Source organism: Spirosoma utsteinense (genome assembly GCF_014282275.1).
Lineage (GTDB): Bacteria > Bacteroidota > Bacteroidia > Cytophagales > Spirosomataceae > Spirosoma > Spirosoma utsteinense.
On record NZ_VFIA01000018.1, the window covers coordinates 62,659 to 77,597 of the forward strand.

Below are 14,939 nucleotides of genomic sequence, written 5' to 3' on the forward strand. Positions count from 1 at the left end.
CGGGTATTATAACGGCTTCATCAGACGAACCTTCCGCAATACAAAGCCCGCACAGATACGGCCGATGTCAAAGCAGAAGTAAAGCACTTTAGTCTTGGAATGGGCAATAGCAAAATTATAGCGCACAGTCAGGTTTGTAGGCGATTTGATGGAGGTGAACCCATCGATAAATTGCTTCAACGTGATCTTTTTTTCAACCTGGATACCCGTAGCTGCTACATATTCGTATACCAGACTGGCGGCATTGACAATCAGGCGATAACCTGCCTTCCGGGCCCGCACCGAGAACTCGATATCGGCCATGTAGTGTATGTAGTTTTTCGAATCGAACAAACCGATCCGGTTAAACACCTGCATGGGAATCAGCGTACCCCGGCCCGGCAAAGAATGTGACTCGACGTGGTCGGTCTGCCGAATAAGTTCGCGATAATCATACTTGTAATCTTCAGCGAGGTGCCGTCCACTGGCGGTATACAATTCAAAGGTGGTACCGGCATACTCCAGCTTGTTCGGGTTATCGCTATCGACGCTTATCGAACCAACAAGACAAGGCTGATACTGATCATAGGCATCGAGCATCGTTTGCAGGTAATTGGGATTTACCCGTGTATCGTCGTTGAGGGTCAGGATAAAGTTGACCTGTTGATGATCTTCATGCTGCTGTGCATACCGGATACCACAATTAGTTGCTTCTGTCCACCACAGGTTACCATCACCTTTCAACAAAACCACTTCCGGATATTCCTCCTGAATCATTGTGTCGGTTCCATCGGTCGAACCATCGTCCACGACTATGATCTGAAAATTGCGGTAGGTCTGGGCAGTCAAACACGCCAGGCACTGCCGGGTATATTCTTTTCGGTTGTGAACGGGTATAACGATGCTAATCATGACTGTGTGGTTTTGTAAACGGTTACTGACTCGGATTCTGACAATTCGAATTCTATAGGCTCATCCTGAGGTCCGTTTCCCTGTTGGCTGGCAGCTTGAGGGCGGAAGGCGTAACACATACCCATCCCGACAAAACCCCAGTAAAACACCGGCAACTGGTAGGAAACGGCATAGACCAGACCGCTGAAAATGAAGCCAAAGAGAACTGTCTGTTCCGTGGAGAACTGAGGATTTCGGCGGTAAATGACAAACAGAGTGCCAAGTATAATAAGTAGATTGAGGGCTAACCCGGCCGCGCCATAGTTATACAGCATATCGATGTACTGCGAGTGGATAATGGTGCCTTTCTCCGGAAAATCTTCATTTTCCATAATCTCGCCCCGGTCATACCCCTCGTAGCGCCAGCCTAAAACTGGTTTTTCAGGTATCTGGCTCAGGTAGTATTCTGATTGCTCCAGACGCCAGCTGCCGGTTTCGTCATCTTTAGGCGAGAGAATACCCCCGATGTTTTCCAGAAACGCGTCAACTTTATTACCGGGCAGCATACCCATCAGTGGAGTCAAGGCAACCAGCAACACGACGAGCGTTGCCACGGTACGGCCCATCGGCAATCCGCCGGTAGACAGCTTCCCCATCAATGACAACCCGGCCACAACGGCCATCACCACAACAGCGGCCGAAATCACGGACCGGTGTAACAGAAAGACGATAAAGGCAAAGGTGAACAGGGACAGTAGGAAATCGATGATCCGGCGTTCTTTAAGGTAAGTTACGGCGTAATACAGAAACGGAATAACCAGATACAGCGCTTCGTTCGAGGTGACAGTTCGACTTTCGGAAGTCAGATTATACTTGAAGATCTGGCCCAGAAATAGCTGATTGATAACGTAAAAAGCGAAAATCGCATAATTGATGTACTTGATTTTCAACGGGCCTCCCTGCATAGCCATGGCAAATGCCAGCAACGCCAGCCCACAGTAAGCAAAGCGTTTGATCACAAAATACGAGTAGACAAACTGCCCGTACTCGTACCGGGATTCGAGCAATAAACCCGTTACTCCCAGCAGCAACGCCCAGGCAGCTACTTTGTAGATGACCGGAAACCGGAAGAAAAAGACAAACAGACCAGCAATGCCAACCAGCGTAATGCCGTTGGTCACTTTGTCCAGTAGTGGATGCAGCGAATTTCCCCCATAGATCAGGGCGCTCACCCCAAACAACAGGATACATAGTACAATCCGATAGATCCAGTTTATCATAATACGTTATTTCAGGAAACTGCTACAGCTGGGTTATGTGCGTCTTCGGAGACGATCCGACGGCATAGACGCCGGTACACATACAGGTGCTTGTCGATCATGTTATCGATACTGAACCGGTCGCGGGCAAACATCAACTGTGTATGAGCCAGCGATCGTCGTTCTGTTTCTCCCCGGTAGCGGAGGATGGCGTCTGCCAGTTCCGACGCCGTTGTCGTCAGCGGGAGTAAGCCCGCCCGTTGCCAGTCGAACTGCTCGGGTATACCGCCTGTTTCCAGCGCCAGTACCGGTGTACCTGCTGCTATGGCCTCTGTGATACTATAGCCCCAGGATTCGTTTACGGCAGTATGTACATAAAGCGAAGCCCGCTGGAGATAAGCGGGTATATTCGTTTGGTACCCTTCAAACCGAACCTGCCCCTGAAGCCCTTTTTCGAGGGTTAGTGTTTCCAGTTCGGCGCGTTGATGACCATCCCCTACAAACAACACCTTCACATCGGTAATACCGCGCTGGCACAACACATGGGCCGTCTCGATCAGCAATCGCTGGTTCTTGCGCGCTTCGATCGTACCAATGTTCAGGACTGAAAACGCATCGTCTTCCTGCCGCGGTTGTTCAGACGGGAAGGGCACACCGTTGTGAATGACATCACAAACTACCCCCTCCGGCCGCAGAAAAGCCGATGTGCGCTTGATGTAGTCCGATACGGTTATAAATGAGTTAGGCTGTTTGAACAAAAATTGATACCACTTCAGCAGCTGCCGGTTCGTCCAGTCATTAAGGGAATAAACCGTTTTATATTCTGACAGCGGATCATCGTTGAAATGGCAGGTCACGGTTACCGGCACCTGTTTATTCAGCCCCAGAGCAGCCGCAGCGCCTGAAGTAACGTCCTGTGCATGTACCACATCGATAGCACCCCGATACCGTCGTACGGACGCCCAGATGCTAACGTAATTTTCTATTTCCATCCAGATCACCCGCCCGTTCACACCAAACAGGGGCGCCAGCCGACGCAACACTCCCAGCCCTTTTTTGAGCAGGGACGGAACATCCTCAGGCGTCACAAGCTGCACCGAATCAACCCGGCCAGCCAAATGGGCCAGTAGGCGATTATAGTGAGCCGTAACCCCCGTTTTAGAGGATGGTGTGGCTGATGCAACGAGTAATATCCGCATAGAGTCAGTATTCTATTATACCGGTCAATTCGTTTATTTATTCAATAATCGATAAAGACGAACAGTCAAAATATGGTTTGGCTTCTTCCGGAAGTTGTTAAACACACTGTCGATAGCCGCTTCGCTATAGATCAGGAAGTTGTACATGCGGTTAGCCCGTTTGGCTACCGCCTGTGCCATCGTTTCCCTTAGCGACCAGCTCATAAAGACCACCAGCCCATATTTGTTGCCATGGATATTCTGAAACACCCGGCGCTGATTTCGGACGGCATAGTACTGTTTCCAGGCACCAGGCCATGGAATACCATTTCGGTCGAAGGAGGGCGGGTGATAGAAAATGCTGGAAGGTACCGTAACGACGGGGAAACCCATTTTTTGAGCGCGGGTCATGTATTCGACCTCATCCCCCCAGATGAATAATTTCTTGTCGGGCAAGCCAATGGCTTTAACTACTTCCGAACTGATCAGTGTGCCATTGAAAAAGAAGGCTACGCCATACACCAGGTCGAACTGCGTCATATCAGCTACCTTCCGATACGAACGGTTAGGCCGATCAACGTAAAACGCGAGTTCACTGTGATCCTGGTTACTGACCGAAACCGAGTTTTTAATGCACGGACCAATATTAGGTGCGTTCATCAGTTTTTCCAGCGCGTCGGGCGCAGCCAGGCAATCATCATCCATACACCACAGCCAGTCGTAAGACCGCTTGTAGGCTTCGTCGATACCCGTAGCGAAGCCACCAGCTCCGCCCAGGTTGGCCTGACGAACAATAGACAAACCGGTCTGCTCAGCCAGCCAGGTGTCGGTTCCATCGGTGCTGCCGTTGTCGATGACAATAATGGCATCCAGCGCTCGCGACTGCTGACGCAAACTCTCGATGCATTTTTGCAAATCGGCAATCCGGTTATAGGTCACCACGACGGCGGCTACAGTTTCCATGTTTGTTATTTAAATAATGTGGTCAATCGGTCTCTGCTGAAAGCAATCGCTTCGTGGAGACGCTCTATATTTATGATCTGTATTCCCTTGTAGCGGAGGTAGCCATACATACTGAGGGTAATACATACCTCAGCAGCTACCCATGCGTAAGCGGCCCCTACATAGCCCATTTCTTTAATCATCAGAATGTTGAGGGCTAGCCCAACTACCGAACCGATAGCAGAAATGACAAAAAACGCCCGATCCATACGAAGGTTCAGCATCGTATGGATACCCAGCAGGTTACTGATACCGATGGTAATTGGTAATAGCGAAACAATGCGCAGCACCAGAATCGCATCCTGAAACTTGTTGCCGTAGAACAGGTTGATAAATACCGGAGCAATCACCCACAACCCCGCCGATACCATGACCATAAGGATAAACAACGGAAAAAACGTTGTTTGTACTACCCGAAGGCCAGACTCCCGGCCTTTCCCGAACGCGTTGGCTACGATCGGAAAAAAAGCCTGATTCAGCGCCAGCGCCACAAAAGCACGGGCAATTCCTTCAATCCGTGTTCCGGCCGAAAAAATACCCACGTTATATGGTGTACTGAAAAGACCCAGCACGAACGTGGCCGATCCCGCATATAACGTAATCATAACCGACGAAAAGAACAGCGTGCTGTCGGCCCGGAACCGCACGATCATTGCATCCATCGTAGGCAGGTTGAACTGTACGCCAAATCGGCGTAACGCTACCAGCAAAGCGATGATACTCACCAGAACCTGTGCAACGCTAATCGCCAGATTCTGGTAGATGTAGTCGTCAGGTTGACGGATCAGTAAGAAGACCGACAGGGTGAACAGTACTTTTACGATCAGGTTAAATAAGGCTACCCGGCTGAGATCCTCCATGGCCTGAAATAACCAGATTGGAAACAGGACAACCCCTATACAACTCAGGTATGTACTTATGTGTAGCCACATATGCTCCCGAAACTCAGGCGTGAAGTAGGTCACAAAGCCAAAAACAACTGTCGACAAACCAAACAAAAGTGCTTTGCCCGTCAACACCTCGCTAAAAACCTTACTCACCAACGCTTTATTCATGCGGTCGGCAGCAATGGCCCGTACAGCCGCCATCTCGAATCCATAGTTGATCAGCAGCGTGAAATACGCCACGTAGGCCATCGAGAAATTGAGTAACCCCAATCGCTCCGGTCCGATGATCCTGACCACGTAAGGCACCGTCAGCAACGGCAGTAACATGTTTGCCACGTGGACGCTGAACAGCGAGGCCACGTTGATAGCAAACCGCTTCAGCGTTGACTTTGACAGGGGTGCCTTCGATTCGGCAACAGGATTCTCACTAACCATGGTTGTTCTTTAACGTGTGTTTGGCACTTATTCGGTAGCCACACCAAAATAGACGTATTCCAGCGGCTCGTTGCCGGTTGCTTCGAGCCGGTGCGGTATTCCAGCCGGTATACGGACGAAAACACCATTACTCAATGCAATCTCAGTGCCATCGACGGTATACTTGCCTTCACCCTTCAGGAAGAAAAAGCATTCCTCCATCGTAGCATGAGCGTGCATCTCGCAGTAGTCGGTATTGGCAAACACGCCGTACGCAACCTGAGTTACGTTGGTCGGCGTGTCGCCATTCCGCAGAAATACTTGTTTGGCCCCCTGTGCATGCGCTGTCAGTTCTGGTGCCAGATCAGCCAGGGAAGCCGTTATTTTACTAATCATGCCTCAACAGGTTCTTCTACTTTCGACTTAACCTGATTGGTGATCCACTGGTAGGTTTTCTTAACACCTTCAGCTAATGGCGTCGATGGTGCCCAGCCTAGTTTCTCCTGAATCAGTTGGTTGTCAGAATTACGACCCCGAACACCCAGCGGACCAGGAATATTATTGATCGTCAAATCTTTGCCCGAAATCTTAATAACCATCTTGGCGAAATCATTGAGGGAGATCATCTCTTCCGAACCAATGTTTACCGGGCCGCTGAAGTCCGATTCCATTAGCCGACGAATACCTTCTACACACTCATCGACGATCAGGAACGAACGGGTTTGCTTACCATCACCCCATATTTCGATCGACTCACCATTCTCAGCCATCGCTACTTTACGGCAAACGGCAGCTGGTGCTTTTTCACGACCACCTTCCCACGTACCCTGTGGTCCGAAGATGTTGTGGAAACGGGCCACGCGAACGTCGATACCGTGGTTTTTCTGATACGTCAGGAACAAACGCTCCGAGAATAGTTTCTCCCAGCCATATTCGCTGTCGGGAGCCGCCGGATAGGCCGACGCTTCTGAACAGGTCGGGTTGTTGGCATCCATCTGGTTGTATTCCGGATAAATACAGGCCGACGACGAATAAAATATCTTTTTGACACCCTTGTTCTTAGCCGCGTCGAGCACGTTCAGATTACACAATACCGAGTTGTGCATGATCGCAGCATCATTGGTACCAGTAAAGACGAAACCAGCTCCGCCCATGTCGGCCGCCAGCTGATAGATTTCATCCAGATCGGACGTTACTACTTCATTGGCAACGATTGGATCACGCAGGTCACCGATCACAAACTCATCGGCATTGTCGTTACCGTATTCGTTCGATTTAACATCGACACCACGTACCCAATACCCTTCCGACTTCAGTCGGTTAACCAGGTGGCCGCCGATAAAGCCACCAGCACCACAGACAAGCGCTTTTTTCATAATTGTTGATCCGCCGTAGCGGTAGTTTGTTTAACAGGTGAAAAGACTTCTTTCAAATTGAGGTATATAAATAGCGGCACGATTTCCAGGTAGCGCTTATAGAGCCGTTTAGGCTCGGTCATCAGCCGGAAAAACCACTCCAGCGAATTTCGTTGCATCCAGCCAGGGGCCTGCACCACGCGATCTGTGTGAAAATCGAATGCAGCACCGACGGTAACGATAAAGTTGACCGAAACCCACTGAGCCAGCCTGCGGGCAAAGCGTTCCTGCTTTGGCGTACTCAGGCCGATCCAGACAATGTTGGCACCGGAACTGTTGATGGTATGAGCCAGGTCTTTAAACTCCTGATCCGACATTTCCCGAAAAGGCGGGCAGAACGTACCGACAACCCCGTGGTTAGCAAACTTGGCACCGACGCTTTTCTTCAACTCGTCGGCAACTCCCTCCTGCCCCCCGCACAGAAAATGACGAACTGGCTTGCTGGCACTATCGGTCATCACCTGTTTGAAAAAATCGGGACCGTAGCAGCGCGTCATTTGACTGGCTCCTTTCCGGCGACCAACCCACACCCCCGGCATACCATCGGGCAGATTCCAGTAGAAAGAATCCAGCACCGATTTAAACTCCGGCTCTTTGAACGCCGTCACAAGACCATGCGCACCGGTAGCACTGATGCACCGATTCTGGCGGGGCATGGCAGAACCACACTGCCTGATCGTTTCTGATACCGCTGAATCCAGCCCGGCATCGTACAATTCGACATCTAAAACCTTTATCATTTGTTGGCTGGATTAATTGCGCCTTAATTGGATTACCAGGCTCCTTTGTTGCCTTTCAGGGCAGCCTGAACAGTCCACAAGCATATCTGGGTATCGAGCCGGAGCGATTTCCGGCGGATGTACAAATGATCGTAGCGAACCCGGTGCACCATTTTGTAGAACTCATCGGTTTCGCCCCGTGCTCCCCGCGACTGTGCCAGTCCGGTTATACCCGGCTTTACCTGGTAGCGCTCTTTGTAGCCAGGCAGGGACACCCAGTATTGCTCATCGAGCGGCAGTGGATGTGGACGGGGTCCAACAACACTCATATGGCCTGCCAGCACATTCAAAAACTGAGGTAGCTCATCCAGATTGGTTTTGCGCAGGAACCGGCCAATGCGGGTAACGCGCATGTCATTGCTGGTTGCCTGACGAAACTCAGCCGATGGGCTGTAAGACATCGTCCTGAACTTCAGGCATTTGAACACCCGCCCATTCCGACCCGAACGCATCTGAACAAAAATGACAGGTCCTTTAGATGTCATCTTAATCAACAGTCCAAGTAGAGGAATTAGCCAAATGAGGACTGTGCTTGTCACCAAGGTGGCTACTGTAACATCGAAAGCTCGTTTCTTCAACACACTGAAGCTTAGCTTCGAGGTATACGAAATAGGCTCAACATCTCGGCCAAGGGCTTTGTAGGCCCTAACAGTTTCGGGATTAGAGAAAGCCTGCATATGGTTACTAATTAATGCTTGTTGAGTATAAAGTACCTGTGAATCAGACACACAATTCCTATAGGCAACTAATCGATTATCGCCTGCTCAATGCCGTTTACCGGTAGGAATAGCTGTTTTTGTAGCGGCTGCTGAAGTGATAAGCATCGCTGCTGCCACCTACTGAATTCAGGATGATATTCAGGTTCTGGAAACGTTGCTCCCGGTGGAGAGTATCCAGGATTTTGAGGCTGTGTTTCGGCGTTACACCATGGCGAATGACGAACAGGGTAGCATCGGCAAAAGGCGCAATGATCTGTGCATCGGTAACGATACCAATTGGTGGCGCATCGATGATAATCGTTTTAAATCGCTCACGAAGCTGGGCCAGTAGCTGCTTCAGTTGCGGACCGCTCAACAGTTCCGACGGATCCGGCGGTAAAGGCCCACTTGGGATAATGAAGTAGTTAGGATAGCCGGGTACGGGTTTCAGAATATCGTCCAGCGTAGCTTCGTCGTTCAGGTAGTCACTCAACCCAATGTTATTATTGACATCGAACACCTGGTGTAGACGGGGCATCCGCATGTCCATTTCCAGAATAACGGTAGGCTGCTTCAGCATGGCCAGGCTGGCACCAAGATTCAGCGAAATGAATGACTTGCCCTCACCGCTCATACTGGAGGTAAAGAGTAACACGCGGCTGCTGGCATCTTCACTCTGGCCAATGTGCAGGTTGGTGCGGATCGTTCTGATCTGCTCAGCAATGACCGACCGGTTATTTGGCGCTACAACCAGTGCTTCGCGCTGGCGTTTGTGCATCACCTCGCCTAGGATCGGGACGTTCGTTACCTCTTCGACATCACCCCGACGCATAACCCGTGTGTTCAGGGCACCTTTGCTGGCAATAGCCGCCGTTGGCACCAGCAAACCTACCAGCCCGAACAAAGCATAGAAAACGATACCAACAGGTTTGATAGGTGAGTCACTGCTCTGAGCAGCATCAATAGTACGGCTGTCAGAGATTGCAGCAGCAAATGATACGGCCAGTTCTTCCCTTTTCTGAAGCAGGTACGTGTACAGGTTGTTCTTGATACCTTGCTGACGTGTGATATCCAGTAACGTACGCTCCTGCTGCGGGATAGACCGGATAACACCTTCCATCGATTCGTTCTTGGCCTGGTACTGCTGCTGCGAACTTTCCAGCATCGTCTTCATCGACTCGATGTTCTGTCCGACGTTTTCCTTGGTTGCCTTGATCTGCTTCTCCAACGTCTGCAGCATAGGGTTTTCTTCCGACGTGGTCTCGGTCAAATTGTCCCGCTGTAACTGTAACGTTGACAGCTTCTCGATCTGTCCGAGCAAGACGGGGTCGTTCAACCCTACCGTTGCCGGTGTGCCGCCCCGCTTGCCTGATTGATTGCTGATGAATTTCTGTAGGTCGTTAAGCGTCGCCAGCTGAATATTTACCTGGTTGAGCTGAGCATCATTTTGCTGTGTCTTCTGTAAAAGCGACTGCGCCTGTTCGCTCAGGTTCGTTATACCCTGCGACGACTTGTAGGTCTCGACCCGTTTTTCAACCGACGATAACTCGCCCGAAACCATCTGAAGCCGGTCTTCAACGAAACGGAGTGTATTGGAAGCCACTTTGTTCTTGTCGACAATAGCGGCATGGTTGTATTCCTTGATGAGGCTGTTCAGAATCGCTTCACCTTTCTGCGGAACGGCATCTTCAATTGTCAGGTGGATAACCGTTGAGGTTTTACTCGTTGGTTCCGCTTTCAGGCTGCTCAGGTAAGTCCCAATGGCAGCCGTCCGGGGCATAGCCTGCACAATGATTGGCGCTGTAGTGTCGCTCACTGCCCGGCGGGTAAGCACACGCAGTTTACCGTAAGGCGTTTGGACGCTCTGGTTGAGCGGATACGTTTTTTCGTTAATCCGTACCGACTGGCTATTAACGAACGACAAGGAAAGCGGCTTTTTGTACAGCTCCTGATTGGGCGCTTCGGTAAGCAGCAGAACCGGCGATTCGTTGTAGATCTCCCGCTTGCCGAACGATGTACTGTGGAAGTATTTGTTTTCGAGATGCAGATCCGCCACAACACGCTCCATAAGCGTATTGGAACGTAACACTTCGAGTTCGTTCTCAACCACTTTCTTAGGGTTGTAAACGTCCAGCTCCTTTAGTGGGCTGGCTTGTGCGTTCCCTTTCTTTTCGTCCTGAAGCAAAAGGCTCGCCTGGATCCGGTAGATAGGCTGCTTGTACAACAGGTAAACATAAGCACCGGCCAACGCCAGGCCAATAGTAAGCACATACCAAGGCCAGTTCCGCACATAGGGCGCCAGATGCGTCCGAACGTTCGATTCAGACGAATCGACTACCTGGTAAGGCACATATGAGTAGTTTGACTTTGCACTCATGGTTGTAATATTGAGATTGTTGAGTAGGGTGATGGTTGGGCGAAATGGCTGACTAATTACGCGTCACGATAATGGCGATAAGCGATAGAATACCGATGAAAACAGGAGCCAGCTGGTAGGTCCGGTCTACGCTCGTTACACGAGCTTTGCCTGGTTCTATATAGACGACATCATTTGGATGCAGTGAATAATAAGGCGACCGAAAGGCATCCCGGTTCGTCAGGTCGATGCGGGTGAAGATGCGTTTATTACCTTCTTCCCGAATGACCAGTACGTTATCACGACGACCATAGATCGTTAGATCACCAGCTAATCCCAGCGCTTCCGGTATGGTTATTCGTTCGTTCGGAATGGTGAACAAGGCTGGCCGGGCCACCTCCCCCAATACCGAAATCCGAAAGTTCAAGTTGCGGACATTGACCGTTGGCTCTTTTAGATAGGGCTTCAGTTTTGTGGTAATTAAATCGGCAATCTGGGTCGTATTCAAATCGGCAACAGGCAGTTGACCAACCAGCGGCAGTTTAATTGTACCGTCATTGGCAACCAGGTAACCAGGGGTATTGACCAATGGGTTGGCACCGTTATTCGTGATGTTTGTAGAAGCCGAAGCAGACGGGTTAAAATAAACAGTTGCCTCCGAATTCAGACTGCTCACCTGTATCGACAAAACATCACCTTTTTTGACAGTAGGAATGAATGGTTCGGCAATTGAGACAGTATCTTCGCCCTTCGTCAGACCTTGGAAATACACTAATTTCTTAGCGGATGAACATCCGGCTAAAACTCCTATCCAGAGGCAGATTACCATTGGACTTATCCAGGCTTTCACCCACACGCGCAATTCATTTTTTATCATTTTCACCAATCTTAATTTAAAGCCTGATTTGGATTTATCTGGTATACACAACGGCGTTGGTAACTGATAGGTAAATTATACAGGCCTCGTTCAATAAATACAACTTAATAACAGCTGGACCCAAGTGGGTGCTCTGTTTATCAATAAGATAGGCGTTCGGTGGGAGAGAAAGCACGCGAGTAAAGCGTGCTTTCCTAAAAGTTCTTACCTCAAAAGTACCAGAATCTATTGAGGGAATAATGGAATAGGGCACATAGCTACCTACGCTCCTCTTTAATTATATTGGTATTTATATTTACTGATTGGCAACTTCAGTAATATTGACATTATCTTTAGAGATTATATAGCATACTAAAAATTAGATATTTCAAATAATTTTCAAGAGATAATGAGGCAATACCCACTCATACAGTAACTGTGAGAAAAGTTATATTTCTATCCTTTGGTTAGTGTAACTGATTTCTAAAATCGTATTATCGTTTTCCTCAGCTACATGCCACGTAAAAACAGCTACTTTGCAAGTGGATAATTGGAGCAAGTCAATCACCGAATAGTACTACCAGCGCATCTTTAGCCTAAAAAAAATGTCCACTTGATCAAGCCACTAATTGCTCAGGACCTGATCAAACGGACGGTCTATACGAAACTGGTATGATACAGCTTCTCCTACTGATTCTATTTTCAGTTATGGTACTGGATTGCCTTTCGTATCAACGTTTGCCGATGCATTGACAGTGCCACCCTGTACCCCTTCGTAATACTTACCACCGGGTCCCTTGCCCATTCGGTTGTTGGTTAGCAGATTATCGATGGCCTTGCTGCCATATGACATAAAAGTTGCCTGATTGCCGGGACTGGTCTCATTCGAAATCTGGTTGCCGCTAAATGTGTTGTTGGGCGAATTGTCGCAAATCACAGCCTTGTTGGCAGTACTTTCCAGCACGTTATCTGTGAAGTTACCTCCTTTTGTAGAGTGCCCGATTTCCAGCATACCCGTCATGTTAAACTTGTTTTTGGTAAAGTTGACAGCCCCACCGTTGAACAGTTGAACTCCGCCTACACACTGGCCAACGGTTGTATTACCAGAGATAAGCATCCCTCCTGTTACAGACCCGTTGCCATTACCATCGTTTGATCCTTCTAGGAACTTGTCGAACACTCCTTCGAACTTATTATCGGTAATAGTGACACTACGGGCAGCCCCGGCAATTTCAATACCGAACAGGCTACAATCCTTGACATGGTTAGCCGCTACGGTAAGGCCTTCCAGGGGGCCAGACAGAGAAATCCCAAAATGACAATCGTGAAAATAGTTATTGCTCACTTCAATCGATTTACCCGCATAGATGCTGGGATTATCATGGTTGAAGATCTCACACCCCATCCGCTTGGCTTCTACAGAATTGTTCCTGACCAGAATGTTGCTGGCTATCCTGTTGGTCTGGATTTTTAGTGTCATCCAGTTAGTACTGTCCTTTGCTGCCGCATCGGTGCTGGTACAGTTCTGTACAGTCAGATTCGTTACTGAAGGACCGTCGATATAAATGACACCATACGTTCCTTTCTCCTGTGAAGTGACCGTCCATGATAATCCATCGATAACTACATTATCTAGCGGGATAGATGGATCAGTAGCGTTGGCAAATGAAACGTAGGTTTTAGGCAGCGTAATCGTCACCTTACCCGGATTGCTTCGAACACTCATCCCACTACGTAAGTGAACAGTTGTGAGCTGCGTATACGTGCCATCTGGAATAATAAGGTCATCGACGGCACTAACTGCTGTCTGGAGTTCAGGACCAATGTCGGAGTCGGTGGGTTCGATACCAAACCAGAACGCACTGGCAGGTCCCGTGTATTCCCGTATATAACGTCTGCCATTTGCCATCACTAACACAGTGCCCATATTATCGGCACTTACCAGATCGCTGAATACGAGGTTAAACGTACCCTCCCGACCAGCATCGGTGATGCGGATGCTACTGGGAACTGTATGGGTCTGAAACATTCTCAGACTGGCAATCGTCATTGTATCCTGCCGTTGCACAACCTGGTCGGGAATCGGTTCGGATTCTTTACAGGCAGCCAGCACGAGCAGAAAAATGAATAAAAAAGTCAATTGAACAGCTAGTAGATGCCTCATAGGTTTTTGCGAAAATCACCGCAGACCCGCGTAGGTCTTTAGCTTGTTATAAACCCGGGTAGCAACGCTGTAGCGTTGTAACGTCCGGCGATGGTAATAGTCGGTAATCTGTGGACTTTCGGCCAGGTCAAAAACACGCTTGGTACCGGTATCCAATGGCGTTTTATATCGATTGTAGATGTTGGTGTGTGTAGCTTCCTCACCAAAACCTATATTCTGCACCTTCGACACAGTGGGATAAACAGATAAACCGTTTGCCTTGAATCGATTGTAGCAGAACCGGATATCCCAGGCATCGGCCCGGCCCTCCATTTGGTCGCGCAACATACCAACCAGATCTGATCCACCCTGCATAAACGCTTTCTGCTGCGTGCGATCCTTTTCAAACTCCGGATAATCTGTCATGTTCCAGTCGACCGATTGCCAGCGGTCGGCCCAGGTAGCCCAGCCCCAGGGACTGTGACGAGGTACGAAGTAGGTCTCGAATGGATAATCGTCCGGATGGCCGAGCGGCATGGTATACCCGGAAATGGAGTACACGTTTTTATCGGTTTCGTACTGACGCAGGCACTGATTCATATAGTCCAGAAAATTCGGGGCTGTGATCAGATCGTCTTCTACGATAATAGCCGACGGGAATCGATCCAGCACATAGGAGATACCCCGAATGATTGAGTCGGCACACCCGATATTGGTCTTGGCGTAATCGCGGTGGATGGTTCGGAAACCCGTTGCCCCATCCAGTACTTCATGAACCTCAGCAACCTTCGCTGCATCCTGCGCCCGTTTAGGTGCATCAACAAAGATGTACAGATCACTCTCTGGCGCCAGATGGTTGGCCTGAAGAGCCTCAAGCGTTGCTTTTAATTCAGTCGGGCGTTTGTAGGCAAACAGCAGAACTGGTGCGTTCATAGTTGAGTAAGAATTCGTAACAAATGAGTAGACTGTGGGGTAACCGGCGCTGTCACAACGGTTCAGGAAAACCTTTTTAATCAATAGAAATACTTCCTTGACAAAAATCAGTGAACCGGCTATACATTGGTTTCAATGGGTTGTTGACC

General features: G+C 49.3%; 13 protein-coding genes. All 13 read right to left on the minus strand.

The features are described 5' to 3' along the window. Positions 1 to 6: 6 nt before the first annotated feature. Positions 7 to 891, minus strand: a complete 885-nt coding sequence (locus tag FH603_RS15485; RefSeq protein ID WP_186738438.1) for a glycosyltransferase family 2 protein — start codon at positions 889 to 891, stop codon at positions 7 to 9. Further along, positions 888 to 2,150: an O-antigen ligase family protein gene (locus FH603_RS15490; protein WP_186738439.1), complete on the minus strand. Its 1,263-nt coding sequence runs from the start codon at positions 2,148 to 2,150 to the stop codon at positions 888 to 890. Before FH603_RS15490 ends, FH603_RS15485 begins: the two co-directional genes overlap by 4 nt. An 11-nt stretch (positions 2,151 to 2,161) precedes the next feature. Then, positions 2,162 to 3,328, minus strand: a complete 1,167-nt coding sequence (locus tag FH603_RS15495) for a glycosyltransferase family 4 protein (protein WP_186738440.1) — start codon at positions 3,326 to 3,328, stop codon at positions 2,162 to 2,164. Between the two features lie 33 nt (positions 3,329 to 3,361). Then, positions 3,362 to 4,270 carry a glycosyltransferase family 2 protein gene (locus tag FH603_RS15500; protein ID WP_186738441.1) on the minus strand — a complete coding sequence of 303 codons (909 nt, stop codon included), beginning with the start codon at positions 4,268 to 4,270 and terminating at the stop codon, positions 3,362 to 3,364. Between the two features lie 5 nt (positions 4,271 to 4,275). Beyond that, positions 4,276 to 5,631, minus strand: coding sequence for a flippase (locus FH603_RS15505; RefSeq protein WP_186738442.1), 1,356 nt, complete (start codon positions 5,629 to 5,631; stop codon positions 4,276 to 4,278). A gap of 27 nt (positions 5,632 to 5,658) precedes the next feature. Then, a complete protein-coding gene (locus tag FH603_RS15510) occupies positions 5,659 to 6,006 on the minus strand; it encodes a cupin domain-containing protein (protein WP_208493142.1) in 348 nt (115 codons plus the stop codon). Beyond that, complete coding sequence (locus FH603_RS15515; protein WP_186738443.1) at positions 6,003 to 6,986, minus strand: NAD-dependent epimerase/dehydratase family protein; 984 nt, start codon at positions 6,984 to 6,986, stop codon at positions 6,003 to 6,005. The genes FH603_RS15510 and FH603_RS15515 overlap by 4 nt, the downstream gene beginning before the upstream one ends. Further along, positions 6,983 to 7,765 carry a WecB/TagA/CpsF family glycosyltransferase gene (locus tag FH603_RS15520; protein ID WP_186738444.1) on the minus strand — a complete coding sequence of 261 codons (783 nt, stop codon included), beginning with the start codon at positions 7,763 to 7,765 and terminating at the stop codon, positions 6,983 to 6,985. Before FH603_RS15520 ends, FH603_RS15515 begins: the two co-directional genes overlap by 4 nt. A 32-nt stretch (positions 7,766 to 7,797) precedes the next feature. Next, on the minus strand, positions 7,798 to 8,385 hold the full coding sequence (locus FH603_RS15525) for a sugar transferase (RefSeq protein ID WP_317171295.1): 588 nt from the start codon (positions 8,383 to 8,385) through the stop codon (positions 7,798 to 7,800). 193 nt (positions 8,386 to 8,578) lie between these two features. Next, positions 8,579 to 10,879: a GumC family protein gene (locus FH603_RS15530; RefSeq protein WP_186738446.1), complete on the minus strand. Its 2,301-nt coding sequence runs from the start codon at positions 10,877 to 10,879 to the stop codon at positions 8,579 to 8,581. A gap of 52 nt (positions 10,880 to 10,931) precedes the next feature. Next, a complete protein-coding gene (locus FH603_RS15535; protein ID WP_317171294.1) occupies positions 10,932 to 11,630 on the minus strand; it encodes a polysaccharide biosynthesis/export family protein in 699 nt (232 codons plus the stop codon). A gap of 790 nt (positions 11,631 to 12,420) precedes the next feature. Next, the gene (locus FH603_RS15540) at positions 12,421 to 13,878 is read right to left on the minus strand and encodes a right-handed parallel beta-helix repeat-containing protein (RefSeq protein ID WP_186738448.1); all 1,458 of its coding nucleotides are present in this window, start codon (positions 13,876 to 13,878) and stop codon (positions 12,421 to 12,423) included. Between the two features lie 15 nt (positions 13,879 to 13,893). After that, positions 13,894 to 14,790, minus strand: a complete 897-nt coding sequence (locus FH603_RS15545; RefSeq protein WP_186738449.1) for a glycosyltransferase family protein — start codon at positions 14,788 to 14,790, stop codon at positions 13,894 to 13,896. Positions 14,791 to 14,939: the final 149 nt, after the last annotated feature.

Excerpts from the sequence above, each read along its gene's own strand:
- FH603_RS15485 (WP_186738438.1), bottom strand. The coding sequence starts at position 891 with ATGATTAGCATCGTTATACCCGTTCACAACCGAAAAGAATATACCCGG.
- FH603_RS15490 (WP_186738439.1), bottom strand. The coding sequence starts at position 2,150 with ATGATAAACTGGATCTATCGGATTGTACTATGTATCCTGTTGTTTGGG.
- FH603_RS15495 (WP_186738440.1), bottom strand. The coding sequence starts at position 3,328 with ATGCGGATATTACTCGTTGCATCAGCCACACCATCCTCTAAAACGGGG.
- FH603_RS15500 (WP_186738441.1), bottom strand. The coding sequence starts at position 4,270 with ATGGAAACTGTAGCCGCCGTCGTGGTGACCTATAACCGGATTGCCGAT.
- FH603_RS15505 (WP_186738442.1), bottom strand. The coding sequence starts at position 5,631 with ATGGTTAGTGAGAATCCTGTTGCCGAATCGAAGGCACCCCTGTCAAAG.
- FH603_RS15510 (WP_208493142.1), bottom strand. The coding sequence starts at position 6,006 with ATGATTAGTAAAATAACGGCTTCCCTGGCTGATCTGGCACCAGAACTG.
- FH603_RS15515 (WP_186738443.1), bottom strand. The coding sequence starts at position 6,986 with ATGAAAAAAGCGCTTGTCTGTGGTGCTGGTGGCTTTATCGGCGGCCAC.
- FH603_RS15520 (WP_186738444.1), bottom strand. The coding sequence starts at position 7,765 with ATGATAAAGGTTTTAGATGTCGAATTGTACGATGCCGGGCTGGATTCA.
- FH603_RS15530 (WP_186738446.1), bottom strand. The coding sequence starts at position 10,879 with ATGAGTGCAAAGTCAAACTACTCATATGTGCCTTACCAGGTAGTCGAT.
- FH603_RS15540 (WP_186738448.1), bottom strand. The coding sequence starts at position 13,878 with ATGAGGCATCTACTAGCTGTTCAATTGACTTTTTTATTCATTTTTCTG.
- FH603_RS15545 (WP_186738449.1), bottom strand. The coding sequence starts at position 14,790 with ATGAACGCACCAGTTCTGCTGTTTGCCTACAAACGCCCGACTGAATTA.